Consider the following 14,661-nt stretch of genomic DNA (forward strand, 5'->3'; position numbering starts at 1 on the left):
TACCAATTTATTGATTCGGAATGAACCAACAAGATATTGAGATAGGGTATTTTATCGAATGGTTGATAAGTTGTGTCGAATTGGCGATAACTGAAGAGAAATCACTGATTTATGAAGAAAGGCTATCGCATATGTGCGCTAGCCTTTGGTATTACATTAAATAACGTAAATAAATATAAATATGAGAAATAATGAGTGACACAATCATAATCGGAAAACCGACTTTTAAAAAGTCCATGTAACTAAATTTATGTCCCTCACGGCTGGCGATACCTGCTACGATTACGTTGGCAGAAGCTCCGATTAATGTTCCGTTTCCACCTAAGCAAGCACCAAGTGCTAATGACCACCATAGTACATCGATTTGCGCATCAGCAGGTGATAGACCAAGTCCAACTGCCATATCATTAATAAGTGGAATCATTGTTGCAACGAATGGAATATTATCAATTGTTGCAGAAGCAATACCAGATACCCATAAAATGAGCACAGATGCGTAAGAAATATCCCCACCTGTTATTCCGATTACTTTTTGCGCTAATGTTTTGATAAGACCGATATCGATAAGACCACCAACGAGTACAAATAATCCTGCAAAGAAGAAAATGGTAATCCACTCAACGTGAGCGAATACTTCTTCGATTTCATGTTCTTTGACACCAATTAACATAAGGATAGTGGCACCAGTTAATGCGATTACAGCAGCATCAATATGGAAAATAGAATGAGTCATGAAACCGACGATTGTCAGTCCAAGTACTGTTAAAGATTTTTTCATTAGTACTGGATCTTTAATATATTGTTTTTCATCTAAACTCATTAATTTTTTAACTTGTACTGGATCAGCAATTAGTTGTTTGCGATACATAAAGTAAAGCATAATTGTTACTACAGTAATGATAATGATTACGATTGGTGCCAAATTAATTAAGAATGCATTGAAATCTAAATGCTTGTTTGCTGAACCAATCATAATGTTTGGTGGGTCACCAATTAATGTTGCAGTCCCTCCAATGTTTGAGAAAATAATTTCAGACAGTAAATACGGAACAGGATTTACTTGTAAAATGCGCGTAATAGATAGAGTAACTGGAACAACAAGAAGTACTGTTGTTACGTTATCTAAAAATGCGGAGCCAAGTGCGGTCAGCAAAGAAAGGGAAATCAAAATTTTAATAGGATTTCCTTGTGCTTGTTTCGCAGCTTTAATGGCAACATATTGGAATACACCCGATTTACTCGTAATGTTAACTAAAATCATCATACCGATGAGAAGTGTAATAGTTCCCCATTCAATATGTTTTGTAAATGCGTTGTGTAAGTCAACAATACCGAAGATGACCATAAGTGCTGCGCCTAAAAGTGCAATCACAGCACGATTAATTTTTTCTGAAATGATAATGGCATATGTAATTAAAAAGACTGCGATAGCAAAATAATACTGCCAGTTTGCGATTTCTTGCGTTGTTTCGTGCAAAAACCCCATCTCCTTTCGTTTACTATTCTTAGTGTGTCAAAAAATTGTAGAAGAAAACACACTTAACGCCATTATAAAGTAGAAAAATGTCGGATGTAAATAAAGGGTTTATTTTGTTACATTTTCTGTACAAATGAATTTTTCTTTTTTAAAAATATTTGTGGTTATTTGACATATATATAAGATACATCCAATCTGAATGTTTCAAATTCGAGCTTGTTCGTGTAGAAGGAAGAGGAGACAAAATGATAAGGAAGGGATCGTATGGATGAAAAGCAATTTTTATTTTTAGATTTTGAGTTCACGATGCCTCAAAATCGAAAAAAACCAAAAGGTTTCTTTCCCGAAATTATTGAAGTAGGGCTTGTATCGGTTATCGGTTGTACAATGGAAGATACGTATTCATCTTATGTTAGACCGGAAAGTTTTCCAGATTTAACAAATCGATGTAAAGATTTTTTAGGAATTGATCAAGAAGCTGTAGATGGAGGAATTTCTTTTTTAGCACTTGTCGACAAACTTGTTCAATATGAAGAGCGCTATAAACCGACAATTGTCACGTGGGGAAATATGGATATGAAAGTATTGAAACATAATTGTGAAGTAGCAGGTGTTCCGTTTCCATTTTCAGGCGTTTGTCGAGATTTATCCCTAGAATATAAGCGTTTTTTTGGAGAGCGAAATCAAACAGGATTATGGAAAGCAATTGAAGCATATGGAAAGGTAGGAACAGGAAAGCATCACTGTGCATTAGATGACGCGATGACAACGTATAATATCTTTAAACTTGTCGAGAAGGATAAAGAATATTTAGTGAAACCAGCTCCACCTACGTTAGGAGAACTTGTTGATTTTTCGAAATTATTAAAGAAGGTAAGTACACAGTAACGACCAAATTGCAAAATGTGTAATTTGGTCGTTTTGTTTTTATAACTTATAGTCTCGTTTTAATTGCTGGAGTGTTTGTAAACTGCGCTGTGCAAAAGGTGAATCATCCTCTAACAATGCAGCGATTTGAGCTTTTAATGCTGTTTTTAGAGATTCTTTGTAATCCGGAATATCTCCGTCATACTTTTTAACCATTGCTTTTGGAATATTTGTTTGCTCACGAAAAGATAAAGCACGTCTTTCATGGAAAAATGGGACATCTGCTTGTTTTATGTTATGTAAGTCACCTTGCATGGGATGTTTTAAAACAGCTAATACTTTCACAACGTAACTTTCAGGACGTTTATTTGTAATTTCTCCAATGTACTTTCCTGTTTTATAAATACCAGTAACAATCTCTCCGATTTCAAATGTTTCTTTCATATTTTTCACCTCAATTTTATAGTAAGGAAAGTAAGAGGCAGAGTCAAAGAAAGCATTTGTTAAGTAGGATTGTAAATCATGAAGTGTTATAATGGATAATGATATGACAGAAAATTCCGAAGTGTGTGAAGGATATAGAGAAGCATGTATTGTTTCGTTCGATGCCTTTAAACGATTAGAGGAAAGTATGAGAGTGTGTACAACTAGTAAATATACAAAACGTGTAGAAAAGGAGTGAGTGTGATGATGCCTTTATATTTTCCAGAGGATAAAACGGAATATATTATTCCTGGAATCGTTTGTATTTTATTTATTATTGGGGCTGTTGTGACGTGGCGCATGTTCATTCGTGTCTCTAAAAAAGAAGCTGATCGCTTGCGAAAGATAGAAGAAAAGTTGTTAGCTGAAAAGAAACGCTAATTCGTTTTTGTATGTTTCTCTTCAAGCTCGGATACTCTAAGGACAGAATGTATCTTGGAGGGAATGGGAATGAAAAAACAGCTTTTATTTAGTTGTTGTATGCTAGTTCTTATCACAGGCTGTGACAAAGGGAACTCAAAAGAAATTGATGTGAAGTTATACAATGCGTCTGGCGATGAGGTTGGAACAGCGAAAGTAACGCAGCAAACAAGCGGAGTGAAAATATCAATTAAAGCAGATGGATTTACACCTGGTGCACATGGATTACATATTCATGAAATGGGAGAATGTAAAGCACCACGCTTTGAGTCAGCTGGTAATCATTTTAATGTAGATGATAAGAAGAAGCATGGGCTTATGAATCCAAAAGGAGCAGAGAACGGTGATTTACCAAATGTGATTGCGGACGATACAGGAAAGATTAAAGCGGAAATTGAAGCATCAAATGTATCGCTTGAAGAAGGGCGAACCACTTTATATCGCAAAGATGGAGCCTCTATTATCATTACTGAAAATCCGGATGATGGCATGACGCAGCCGACAGGAAATTCAGGGAATCGAATTGCCTGTGGGGTTATTGTGAAAAAAGTATCTGCGAATAAACAAAAGTAAGAGCTACTTTGAAAGGTAGCTCTTACTTTTGTTTATTCTAATTGATAGGAAGTTAAGGTTCGTGAAGGGACATTGATAATGAAGAAAGGGCTACATCGAGCCCTCCCTCAATTGGGATGCCCTAAAATAGCGGGATAAAAAATGTGCCTTATGAAAGTGCATATTGAAGCCGAGTTAAAATGTCTTTCAAAACGGACAGCGGACAACCGATGTTAATGCGAATATGTTGTTCTCCACCTATTCCGTATTTTTCACCTGGTTCTACGATAATTCTTCCTTTTTCTTCTAGCAGTTTTGTTCGTTCTTTTTGAGACAGATGAAGTTTTGTACAGTCTACCCAGAGTAAAAAAGTTCCTTCTGGCTTGATAGCAGATAAAGTAGGAATGTGTGTATCAATGAATTCACAAGCAAATCGGGCGTTTTCTTCTATATAAGAGCGAACATCTGTTACCCACTCATTACATTCTGTATAGGCGCTTTGCATTGCTTCATAAGCAAATATGTTTAAGCCGTGAAAGCCTTGGCTTTGCTGCACAGATGTAAAAGCATGACGGATTTTTCGATCTGGAATAATAACGATAGAAGCTTGTAAACCAGAAATATTAAATGTTTTGCTTGGTGCTATGCAAGTAATAGTCCGTTTTGCTAATTGTTCAGATAAGGAGGCAAATGGTATATGGAGATAATCTGAGAAAATAATATCCGCATGAATTTCATCGGCAACAATGGTTACATCGTATCGTTCACATAACATTCCAAGTTCGGAAAGTTCTTGCTTTGTCCAGACGCGTCCAACGGGATTATGTGGATTACAAAGAAACATAAGCTTTACACCTTGTTGAAATTGTGTTTCTAAATGTTCGAGATCCATTTTATATTTTCCATTTTCGAACAGTAATGGACTTTCACATAAAAGCCGATTGTTTTTGGTGACCATATGAAAGAATGGTGGATAAATAGGTGGCTGTACAAGAACGGTGTCATTCTCGTTTGTCAGTGCTTGTACACTTATGCTAAGTGCTGGAACAATTCCAGAACTAAATACAATCCATTCTTTTTGTATGTCCCAATTATATTGCTGTTTTGTCCATTGGCAAATAGTATCTAGTATTTCCTTTGGTGGCAGTGTATACCCAAAGATAGGATGTTCAAGACGTTTCTTTATCGCATTTTGAATTGCTGTTGGTACTTCAAAGTCCATATCGGCAATCCAAGCATGTAAAAGTTCCTCATCTTTATATGTATCCCATTTGATGCTTTGAGTACCACGGCGATTCACTACTTTTTGAAATTGATGCATAGTTTAGCTCCTTTCTGCTATAAAACTACATTTTATGAAAATTCCTACTCTTCTTCTAGCATATATGATGTGATACGATAAAGGAAAGCATGAAAACGAGAAAAAGGCGGGAAGTAAATGGGTGCATATGAAAGAATGGTGGAGCTGGTAAAAAACTGGGATCCGTTTCAAATGGGAGCGGAGTTTTATGAAACAGAAGCAAGTGATGTTGTATATGTAGTAAGTGCGTTTGATGATCCAAGATATATTGCGAAAAAAATTCAACATATATATTTTATGTCGTTTGAAGAAGTTCCTCCGTTAGAAAAATGTGAAAAGTTAGCAGAACAGTTGCTTATTTTAAAAGAGGGCGGAAGTTGTTCAATATAGCTGCTCTTACTTTGGTAGCTATATTTGATCCCGCTATTTTAGGGCAGTAAGACTCTCATTCAAAGATTCAGAGAGGGGGGCTTATTGTCCGTAACAGCCCGAGTGGTGAAGGGATATAATGAGTAGGGGATGAAGAAAAAACATTGATTAAAGTTCCACTTTAGTAAAACCCCCTCTTCTAAACGAAGTGAAGGAGGGGGAGTTCAATTTGCAACAAAAGAAATAATTTCCTCATAAATGTGCTCTGGTTTTTCTTCAGGTAGTAAATGCCCTGTGTTTTCATATGAAATGAATTGAGAATTTGGCAAATCTTTATGAAGTCGTTGTCCAATTTGAATGGGAACAACGCGGTCTTGTTCTCCCCAAATCAGTAAAGTAGGTGTTTGAATTTTACGTAATTCGGTCGATGGTAAATCGCCTTCCCGATCTCTAATCATTCGCGTTAAAGCAGGGAATATTCGATTATCGTAAAAGGGAGCAGCATAGCCTTCCATCATTTCATCGTCAATTAAAGAATGGTCATGAACAACATTCATTAAGTTATGAACAATTCCTCTTTTTGTAATCCATTTCTTCACATATAGATGAAAAAATGGTAAATAAGAAGAATAAATAAGAGGTAAAGTAGCGCGATGTAAGTAGCTGGAGCTGCATAGTAAAATCGTTTTTTTTATTAAGTCAGGACATATACGGTTCACATAAAGAGAGATTTGTCCCCCCATGGAGTGTCCAATTAAAATGATGTTAGAAAATTTCGAGTGTTTTATTAAGTCGATAATGATGGTTGCTAAGTTATGGTAAGAGTATTTGAAGTGATTGGATTTATCACTTCTCCCGAACGGTGGTAAATCAAGGGCAATTACTGTGCCTTCTTGGGCTAGTAAAGGTATTAATCGCCGATAACTAAATGAAGAAGAGAGGAAACCATGAACGAGTACGAAAGTAGGCCGTTCTTTTTTATTATAATGCTCATACAACTCATAATGAACAGTTATGCCACGAGTGGAAAAAGTGAAATAGGGATATTTGAATTCATGTTTCATTTTTTGTCACTCCATTCATTTTTTGTTCATATCATCTCCTTATAAGAAAATATTTATGTACACGAGTAAAAGGCAAGATGGAAGTCCATTTTGCCTTTTACTCGTGTACAATATTAGGTGGTGTTTTCCCTTGTAAGCCTGCAACTAAATTTTCAGCAGCTACTTTTGCCATTTGTTGTCTCGTTTTTAATGTTGCTGACCCAACATGAGGTAAAGTAACCACATTTTGTAGAGATAAAAGTGGATTGTCTTTTTCAATCGGTTCTTGTGTAAAGGTATCAATACCAGCTGCAAAAATCTTTTTTTGTTGTAAGGCAGAAATTAACGCCGCTTCATCTACTGTTTTTCCGCGAGAAGCATTAATGAAAACCGCTGTTTCCTTCATAAGCGAGAATTCGTTTTCGCCAATGAGATGATATGTTTCAGCAGTTAATGGAGTTAAAAGGACAACAAAATCAGATTGTTTCAGCAATGTATCTAGTTCACAGTATGTAGCGTTAAATTTCTGTTCAGCTTCTTTTTTACGACGGCGATTGTGGTATAAAACGTCCATATCGAAGCCGAAGTTTGCTCGCTTGGCAACTGCTTCTCCAATACGTCCCATACCGATAATGCCAATTGTACGGTGATGGACATCTACTCCAAAATGATCTTTTGAAATCTCAGTATCCCAATTCCCATTTTTGACATAAGAATCAAGTTCACATACGCGGCGGCTAGCTGATAGCATAAGAGCAAAAACAAGATCAGCTACTGTATCGTCTAATACATATGGTGTATTTGTTCCAATTACATTTCTTCTCTTCATTGCTTTTAAATCGAAGTTATCATAACCGACAGAAATATTACTCACAACTTTTAAGTTAGGAGCTGCTTGTAATAATTCTTCATCAATCTTTGCTCCGAAATTCAGTAAGCCATCTTTATCTTTTATTTTTTCTAATAAAACGTCACGAGAAATCTTTTCATCGCGATTCCACTTTTCATATTCACAGTGTTCAGATAAATATTTTTCTACAAATACTGGTATACGTTCAGCGATGTATACTTTTGGTTTCATCAACTCATCCCCTTTCCTTTTTATTTTTACATAATTCTCTAAAAAAATCTTCTTTTCAAATAGAAAAGAGTGTCTGTATAATTTAAAAACAAACAAAAGAGAGGATGAGTTATGTGATGACTGAAAAAGAATTGGAATTGTTAGTATGTCTTGAAAAAAACAGTCGTTTATCTGTAGAAACTTTAGCGAAAATGTTAAATATAGAGGTTGAAGAAGCACAAAAAATGGTTGCAAAATTAGAAAGTGAAAACATTATTGTAGACTATGTGACACATATTGATTGGACAAAGGTGAAAGAGCACACTGGTTTAACGGCAATGATTGATGTAAAGGTAACGCCGAAGCATGGAGTTGGGTTTGATGCGGTTGCTGAACAAATATATCGTTATTCAGAAGTGAAATCAGTATATTTAATGTCAGGGACATACGACCTTTCAATTACATTAGAAGGAAAAACGATGGCAGAAGTAGCGACATTTGTTTCTGAAAAATTAGCAACAATTGAATCAGTCGTTTCAACAACAACTCATTTTATTTTGAAAAAATATAAACATGAGGGAATTATTTATGAAAATACAGATGATGATAAACGAATTGTGGTGACACCATGAAGCAGTTTGAACTATCTAGAGCAGCAGAGTCTTTACAGCCATCTGGTATTCGAAAGTTCTTTGATTTAGCAGCAGGAATGAAAGGTGTTATTTCACTTGGTGTTGGAGAACCTGACTTTGTGACACCGTGGAATGTAAGGAAAGCCTGTATTCGTTCGTTAGAAGAAGGGTATACAGCATACACGGCAAATGCAGGATTATTAGAACTACGTCAAGAAATAGCAAAGTATCTAAAAAAACAATTTGAAGTTTCTTATGATCCAAATGACGAAATTATTGTGACAGTTGGAGCAAGCCAAGCGCTAGATGTGGCCATGCGTGCGATTGTGAATCCTGGTGACGAAGTGATTATTATAGAACCGAGCTTTGTGTCATATGCCCCCCTTGTTACATTGGCAGGGGGCGTTCCAATACCGGTTGCAACATCTTTAGAGAACGCATTTAAAGTACAGCCAGAACAAATTGAAGCAGCGATTACAACAAAGACGAAAGCAATTTTGCTTTGTTCTCCAAATAATCCAACAGGGGCGCTTTTAAACAAATCTGAATTAGAAAAGTTAGCAGAAATTGTAGAAAAATATAATTTAATTGTTCTATCAGATGAAATTTATGCGGAGCTTGTCTATGATGAAGCTTATACAAGTTTTGCTAGCATAAAGAATATGAGGGATCATACGATTTTAATTTCTGGATTTTCAAAAGGATTTGCAATGACAGGATGGCGTCTTGGGATGATTGCAGCTCCTACTCATTTTTCATCATTCATGTTAAAAATTCATCAGTATTCTATGATGTGCGCGCCAACAATGTCACAGTTTGCTGCGCTCGAAGCGCTTCGGTCCGGGAATGATGAAGTTATTCGAATGAGAGACAGTTACAAGAAGCGCCGCAACTTTATGACACAGTCGTTAAATGAGATGGGATTAACATGTCATGTACCGGGTGGTGCGTTTTATGTATTTCCTTCTATTTCTTCAACAGGATTGTCTTCAGCGGCATTTGCCGAGCAATTATTGATAGAGGAAAAAATTGCGGTTGTACCAGGTAGTGTGTTTGGTGAAAGTGGTGAAGGGTTTATTCGTTGTTCTTATGCGACTTCACTTGAGCAACTTATGGAAGCTATGAACAGAATGAAACGTTTTGTGGAGAATAAAAAAAGGACAAAACAGAATACGTTTTGTCCATAAAAGGGGGGGAATACTAGAAAGCCATGTGTTAGTATTCTATCCCAATATTTGAAAAATATACGTACTAGAGGGGATTTTTTTATGAATTTTGAATGAAAGAAGAGGGGATGGTATAATTTACTAATATCAGGGGGTTCTTAGTTAAGATTTCGCTAAGCAATTATTTAAAGTTAATAGCATCTATCTATTCTTTATAAGTTCTCAGTGGATGCTTAGCTACGGAATAGTAGCAGGAAAAAATGGTAAACGTATGGGAGTGTTTCATATGTCAGAACAATATACAACAGGAGTGATTGTAAAAGGGAAAGTGACTGGAATTCAAGATTACGGCGCATTTGTAGCATTGGATGATGAAACGCAAGGTCTTGTGCATATATCTGAAATTACAAATGGGTATGTAAAAGATGTTCATGATTATTTAAAAATCGGAGATACAGTAGAAGTAAAGGTACTTTCCGTTGATGAAGAGCACAAAAAGATGAGTTTATCATTAAAAGCAGCAAAAAGAAAACAAGGGAAAGTTCTTGTGCCCAATCCATCCGCAAAAGGATTTCATACATTGCGTGAGAAGTTAACAGAGTGGATAGAAGAATCGGACATAACAAAGTAAAAGAGGAATGCTCATGAGCATTCCTCTTTTACTTTGTTATGATATATATTTAGCAAATATGATTGCAAGCAATCATATTCGTATGTCGGATGAGAAGAATGACATACTGATTATCGAATTTCATGCGTTTCTGGGTGTGTACCTAGATTTTCAGATGGTTTAAATAATAACCCGAGATTAATGAGCCCAGAAATACCGACAATGCCATAAATAATTCTTGCGAGAGCAGAGTTTTGTCCGCCAAAAATAGCTGCTACTAAGTCAAATTGAAAAAATCCAATAAGTCCCCAGTTGACGGCACCGATTACAGTGAATACTAAGGCGATTCGTTGTAAAGTACTCATCTTAAATAGCCCTCCTTAAATGTAGAACATGAGTAAACCTTTATGCGATTTAACTCGTTTATAGCATGTTTTTCTTTTGCTGTTTTTATACATAAAAAATATATAGTATACGACATGTATACATCTATACCCCTAAATACCGGTTTTTATACGAAAAATGAACATTTTTCAAAAAATAATGATTGGTTGCGTTTACAATTCGTCAATCGCTTGATTTACAACTTTAGTTTCGCTAAAGTGAATACAGAAATACATATACATAATTGGAGGGAAAAAGATGAGCACACATGTAACGTTCGATTACTCTAAAGCATTATCGTTCATCAGTGAACACGAATTAACTTATTTACGTGATGCAGTAAAGGTATCACATCATGCAATCCATGAAAAAACTGGGGCTGGGAACGATTTCCTTGGATGGGTAGACCTTCCCCTTGCATATGATAAAGAAGAATTTATTCGCATTCAAAAATGTGCTGAAAAAATTAAAAATGACTCTGACATTTTACTTGTTATCGGTATTGGTGGCTCTTACTTAGGAGCACGTGCAGCAATTGAAATGTTAAACCATTCTTTCTACAATATGCTTTCTAAAGAACAACGTAAAACTCCACAAGTGCTATTTGTTGGACAAAACATTAGCTCCACTTATATGAAAGATTTAATGGATGTACTAGAAGGCAAAGACTTCTCTATTAACGTAATTTCCAAATCAGGTACAACAACAGAACCTGCAATCGCATTCCGTTTATTCCGTAAATTATTAGAAGACAAATACGGAAAAGAAGAAGCGCGTAAACGTATTTATGCAACGACAGATAAGGCGCGTGGCGCTTTAAAAACATTAGCTGACGAAGAAGGTTACGAAACATTCGTAATTCCAGATGATGTTGGTGGACGCTTCTCTGTATTAACGCCAGTTGGATTATTGCCAATTGCTGTTAGTGGTTTAAGCATTGAAGAAATGATGCAAGGGGCAGCGGCTGGTTGCAATGATTTTGCAAAATCAGAACTGGAAGAAAATCCAGCTTATCAATATGCGGTTGTACGAAATGCGTTATATAACAAAGGGAAAACGATTGAAATGCTTGTTAACTATGAACCAGCACTTCAATATTTCGCTGAGTGGTGGAAACAACTATTTGGTGAAAGTGAAGGGAAAGATCAAAAAGGTATTTTCCCATCTTCAGCAAATTTCTCTACCGACTTACACTCATTAGGTCAATACATCCAAGAAGGACGTCGTGACTTATTTGAAACAGTTCTAAAAGTAGGTAAACCTACACATGAACTAACAATTGAATTAGATGAGAGCGATTTAGACGGTTTAAACTATCTTGCTGGGAAAACGGTGGACTTCGTAAATACAAAAGCGTACGAAGGTACATTATTAGCACATAGTGATGGCGGCGTGCCAAACTTAATCGTTAATATTCCAGAATTAAATGAGTATACATTCGGTTACCTTGTATATTTCTTCGAAAAAGCATGTGCGATGAGTGGCTATCTATTAGGTGTAAATCCATTTGATCAACCAGGTGTCGAAGCATATAAGAAAAACATGTTTGCTTTACTTGGAAAACCAGGATTCGAAGAACTAAAAGCAGAATTGGAAGAGCGTTTAAAATAAAGAAAACTGTTAGGGCATGTCCCTAACAGTTTTTTTCTTTTGACGGTATGAATCACCAATATATTCTTACTAGAACGGGTATGCTAATGAAAAATGTATTAGAAGGGTGAATGATATGATTCCGATTCAATCCGATTTAGAAGGTCGTCTATATGCTCTTTATCAACTAGAGGAAACGTTAAAGCCGCTTGGCTACAATATAGGTGGAAATTGGGAGTATGATAAAGGATGCTTTGATTACAAACTGGATGAAGAAGATGGATATCAATTTTTAAGATTGCCATTTACAGCTGTGGAAGGAGAGCTTGATGTTCCAGGTGTGGTCGTTCGTCTTGGAACACCTTATCTTCTTTCGCATGTGTATCAAGACGAACTAGATGATCAAGTAAACATGTTTGCAGCTGGAACAAGCGGACTAGATCAATTTGCAGAACCGAAAGATGCTGATGGGCATATAAAAAGAAAGTATATAGAGATTGGTAAAGCATTCGTGCAAGAAATAGAAAGACATCTTATCAATGATGAATGACAATCAAAATATCACTTTTAAGAATTACTAATGTGCGAACAGGGTTAATATGAAATTGTTCATCGCGTTTTACACCCAGCAACAGAATATTTTGTTTTAAAAGGAAATTACTACATCCTTCAAATGTTTTTCCAACATATGATGGTGGCACCTGCATTAACTGTAATTTACTTTCTGAGAGCTCGTTATAGAGCGTGAACAATACACCTGAAATAGACGGGAATAAAAGAGAAGCAGTAAAAACATAGCTGGTTAACTTGTTTCCTTCTATAATTTCCGTCGCTCCTGCTCTTGTTGCATTTTGAATTTGTTCTGAGGTTAAGAGTTCAGCAATGCAATGAATATGTGGATTTAATCCTTTTGCGGTTAAAATGTTTAAAATAGATTGCGTATCCGCTAAAGTTTCATTTTTTTCTTTATCTGCTGTGATTAAAATGGTATGTGCTGTTTTTATGTTGGCTTTTAACAAAGTTTCATCGTGATGTGGGCATCCTTTAATAAATTCTAGATGATGGAATGGCTTTGGGAGCAAGGAAAGTGTTTCATCTACTAAGACAATATCCAGATTTGGATTTAATGTAGACATTTGACTTACAACTTGTTTTGCTCTTTCATTCCAACCTACAATAATCATATGACCATTAGAAGAAGCTGCCTCCTCTCCTGTGATCTTCATATATTGCTTATTCATCATTTCTGTAGCGAATAAGATCATAAAATAAGAGCAAAAGCCTGTCCCTAATAAAATTAAAAGCATACCGACTATTTTTCCTATAGGTGTATGAGGGACATAGTCACCGTAACCAACAGTAAAAATTGTAACGAGAGACCACCATATACCATCTAACCATGTAGAAAAATATGTAGGCTCTAGTTTATATATGATAAAGCCAAAAACTGTAGTGAGTATAACAATAAAACAAATTAATCGAAAAATAATAGAATCACGAAAGGTGTCTATTAGGTTTGCTGGTGGTTTCAAAATATTTCTCCTCCTACATATAAAGCTATAATCATTGTTACCATTATCAAAAAAAGAAAAACACCTAAAAAATAATCAAAGAAGATTACTCTCTCTACCACGTAGAGATTGATCTTCTTTTCAATTCTGTTCTGTATAGTGACAAAAAGTTAGTAGGAGGTATTTAAATACTTTCAACTTCTGTTTGTTGGACACTATCGAGGTGTTGTAAGGTGTAGTAAACATCGGTTGTATGTGTTTTTTGATCTACGGATAGTTTTAAATGTAACAGGTGTGAGCTATTTTCTAATGTTTTCAGTTTCATATTCTTTACTTTTATATCCATAGCTTTAATTTCTTCGATAACAGTTGAAATATTATTCATATTGCGCACAACAAGTTTAACAGCGATATCTCGTTGTCGTAATGACCTGGGTCCTAGAAATTGCATTGTTAAAGGAATTAATTCTACACTTATCATAAGAAAAAACATGCCGAAAACTGCTTCGATATAAAAACCAGCTCCAACTGCAATTCCAATACCAGAAGCTCCCCAAATCATGGCGGCAGTAGTCAATCCTGCAATGCTGTCATTTCCTCTTCGTAAAATAACGCCAGCACCTAAAAAACCAATTCCTGAAACAATTTGAGCAGCAAGCCGCAATGGATCCATATTGAGATGATTCGTATGAGGTAAATTATAAGCAGCCTTAATGGAAACGATGGTAAGAAGACAGCTAATAATAGAAATAACCAAGCAAGTTTTTAATCCGAGTGGTTTTCTTTTTAGTTCTCGTTCTAGGCCAATTGCAAATCCTAATACAGCGGATAGGCCGAGCTTTAGTAATAAATCTGTATATTCCATATGTATTCCTCCTTATGATTTCGTTTCCTGTGATGTAGCTATCACCTATTTGTTTTTATAAGTAATAAATTTGCGTGTACTAAGGGGAGGTATTGTTTCATTATATGAAGTGAAAAGAAGGAATTCGCTCTTTTTATAAAAAAACAAAAAAAGTATTGCCTTTCATGTTTTAACATGCTATATTAATAACCGTCGCTGATGCAAAACATGCAGAAAGCGAAAAAAGAAATAAAAAACTTAGTTGACATCAAAAAGAAGAGATGCTAACATAAGGAAGTCGCAAATGAAGCGACAAACGAGTTCTTTGAAAACTGAACGAAACAAACAACGTG

General features: G+C 35.7%; 18 protein-coding genes. 10 read left to right on the plus strand and 8 right to left on the minus strand.

The features are described 5' to 3' along the window. Positions 1–151 precede the first annotated feature (151 nt). On the minus strand, positions 152–1,486 hold the full coding sequence (locus MR059_RS18040) for an ArsB/NhaD family transporter (RefSeq protein ID WP_087095494.1): 1,335 nt from the start codon (positions 1,484–1,486) through the stop codon (positions 152–154). A gap of 255 nt (positions 1,487–1,741) precedes the next feature. Here MR059_RS18040 and kapD point away from each other — a divergent pair, with 255 nt between their 5' ends. Further along, positions 1,742–2,365, plus strand: coding sequence for a 3'-5' exonuclease KapD (kapD, locus tag MR059_RS18045; RefSeq protein WP_012095976.1), 624 nt, complete (start codon positions 1,742–1,744; stop codon positions 2,363–2,365). Between the two features lie 39 nt (positions 2,366–2,404). Here kapD and kapB read toward each other — a convergent pair whose 3' ends face one another. Further along, the gene (gene kapB / locus MR059_RS18050; RefSeq protein ID WP_012095975.1) at positions 2,405–2,788 is read right to left on the minus strand and encodes a kinase-associated lipoprotein KapB; all 384 of its coding nucleotides are present in this window, start codon (positions 2,786–2,788) and stop codon (positions 2,405–2,407) included. A gap of 91 nt (positions 2,789–2,879) precedes the next feature. Here kapB and MR059_RS18055 point away from each other — a divergent pair, with 91 nt between their 5' ends. The 3 genes from MR059_RS18055 to MR059_RS18065 all read left to right on the plus strand — a co-directional run bounded on the left by MR059_RS18055 (position 2,880) and on the right by MR059_RS18065 (position 3,820). Further along, positions 2,880–3,026, plus strand: coding sequence for a hypothetical protein (locus MR059_RS18055; RefSeq protein WP_157671215.1), 147 nt, complete (start codon positions 2,880–2,882; stop codon positions 3,024–3,026). Between the two features lie 5 nt (positions 3,027–3,031). Further along, positions 3,032–3,208: a hypothetical protein gene (locus MR059_RS18060; protein WP_012095974.1), complete on the plus strand. Its 177-nt coding sequence runs from the start codon at positions 3,032–3,034 to the stop codon at positions 3,206–3,208. Between the two features lie 69 nt (positions 3,209–3,277). Continuing rightward, positions 3,278–3,820 (plus strand): superoxide dismutase family protein, encoded by a 543-nt coding sequence (locus MR059_RS18065; RefSeq protein WP_012095973.1) that lies wholly within the window; start codon positions 3,278–3,280, stop codon positions 3,818–3,820. 148 nt (positions 3,821–3,968) lie between these two features. On the opposite strand, the gene MR059_RS18070 is transcribed toward MR059_RS18065, so the two are convergent. Next, positions 3,969–5,120 carry a MalY/PatB family protein gene (locus MR059_RS18070; RefSeq protein ID WP_012095972.1) on the minus strand — a complete coding sequence of 384 codons (1,152 nt, stop codon included), beginning with the start codon at positions 5,118–5,120 and terminating at the stop codon, positions 3,969–3,971. A 117-nt stretch (positions 5,121–5,237) separates the two neighbouring features. Between MR059_RS18070 and MR059_RS18075 the strand changes: the two genes are divergently transcribed. Further along, on the plus strand, positions 5,238–5,489 hold the full coding sequence (locus MR059_RS18075; protein ID WP_012095971.1) for a DUF1871 family protein: 252 nt from the start codon (positions 5,238–5,240) through the stop codon (positions 5,487–5,489). A gap of 203 nt (positions 5,490–5,692) precedes the next feature. On the opposite strand, the gene MR059_RS18080 is transcribed toward MR059_RS18075, so the two are convergent. Continuing rightward, positions 5,693–6,532: an alpha/beta fold hydrolase gene (locus MR059_RS18080; protein WP_012095970.1), complete on the minus strand. Its 840-nt coding sequence runs from the start codon at positions 6,530–6,532 to the stop codon at positions 5,693–5,695. A gap of 97 nt (positions 6,533–6,629) precedes the next feature. Next, complete coding sequence (locus MR059_RS18085; protein WP_012095969.1) at positions 6,630–7,592, minus strand: 2-hydroxyacid dehydrogenase; 963 nt, start codon at positions 7,590–7,592, stop codon at positions 6,630–6,632. Between the two features lie 113 nt (positions 7,593–7,705). Between MR059_RS18085 and MR059_RS18090 the strand changes: the two genes are divergently transcribed. The 3 genes from MR059_RS18090 to yugI all read left to right on the plus strand — a co-directional run bounded on the left by MR059_RS18090 (position 7,706) and on the right by yugI (position 10,000). After that, positions 7,706–8,203: an Lrp/AsnC family transcriptional regulator gene (locus MR059_RS18090; RefSeq protein ID WP_041810100.1), complete on the plus strand. Its 498-nt coding sequence runs from the start codon at positions 7,706–7,708 to the stop codon at positions 8,201–8,203. Further along, positions 8,200–9,390: an aminotransferase gene (locus MR059_RS18095; protein ID WP_012095967.1), complete on the plus strand. Its 1,191-nt coding sequence runs from the start codon at positions 8,200–8,202 to the stop codon at positions 9,388–9,390. The genes MR059_RS18090 and MR059_RS18095 overlap by 4 nt, the downstream gene beginning before the upstream one ends. A 265-nt stretch (positions 9,391–9,655) precedes the next feature. Beyond that, the gene (gene yugI, locus MR059_RS18100; protein ID WP_041810098.1) at positions 9,656–10,000 is read left to right on the plus strand and encodes a S1 domain-containing post-transcriptional regulator GSP13; all 345 of its coding nucleotides are present in this window, start codon (positions 9,656–9,658) and stop codon (positions 9,998–10,000) included. 110 nt (positions 10,001–10,110) lie between these two features. On the opposite strand, the gene MR059_RS18105 is transcribed toward yugI, so the two are convergent. Next, on the minus strand, positions 10,111–10,344 hold the full coding sequence (locus MR059_RS18105) for a DUF378 domain-containing protein (protein WP_002124440.1): 234 nt from the start codon (positions 10,342–10,344) through the stop codon (positions 10,111–10,113). Positions 10,345–10,621: 277 nt separating this feature from the next. On the opposite strand from MR059_RS18105, the gene MR059_RS18110 reads away from it, so the two are divergent. Beyond that, positions 10,622–11,974 carry a glucose-6-phosphate isomerase gene (locus MR059_RS18110; RefSeq protein ID WP_012095965.1) on the plus strand — a complete coding sequence of 451 codons (1,353 nt, stop codon included), beginning with the start codon at positions 10,622–10,624 and terminating at the stop codon, positions 11,972–11,974. A gap of 115 nt (positions 11,975–12,089) precedes the next feature. Then, entirely contained in the window at positions 12,090–12,503 is a 414-nt protein-coding gene (locus MR059_RS18115; RefSeq protein ID WP_012095964.1) for a YugN-like family protein, read from the plus strand. On the opposite strand, the gene MR059_RS18120 is transcribed toward MR059_RS18115, so the two are convergent. Both MR059_RS18120 and MR059_RS18125 read right to left on the minus strand, forming a co-directional pair. Then, positions 12,490–13,485 (minus strand): potassium channel family protein, encoded by a 996-nt coding sequence (locus MR059_RS18120; protein WP_012095963.1) that lies wholly within the window; start codon positions 13,483–13,485, stop codon positions 12,490–12,492. The two genes, MR059_RS18115 and MR059_RS18120, sit on opposite strands and share 14 nt — an antisense overlap. A gap of 163 nt (positions 13,486–13,648) precedes the next feature. Continuing rightward, entirely contained in the window at positions 13,649–14,329 is a 681-nt protein-coding gene (locus tag MR059_RS18125) for an MgtC/SapB family protein (protein ID WP_012095962.1), read from the minus strand. Positions 14,330–14,661 lie beyond the last annotated feature (332 nt).

Origin of the sequence: Bacillus cereus group sp. BfR-BA-01522, from assembly GCF_022662635.1 — a bacterium.
GTDB classification, from domain to species: domain Bacteria; phylum Bacillota; class Bacilli; order Bacillales; family Bacillaceae_G; genus Bacillus_A; species Bacillus_A cytotoxicus.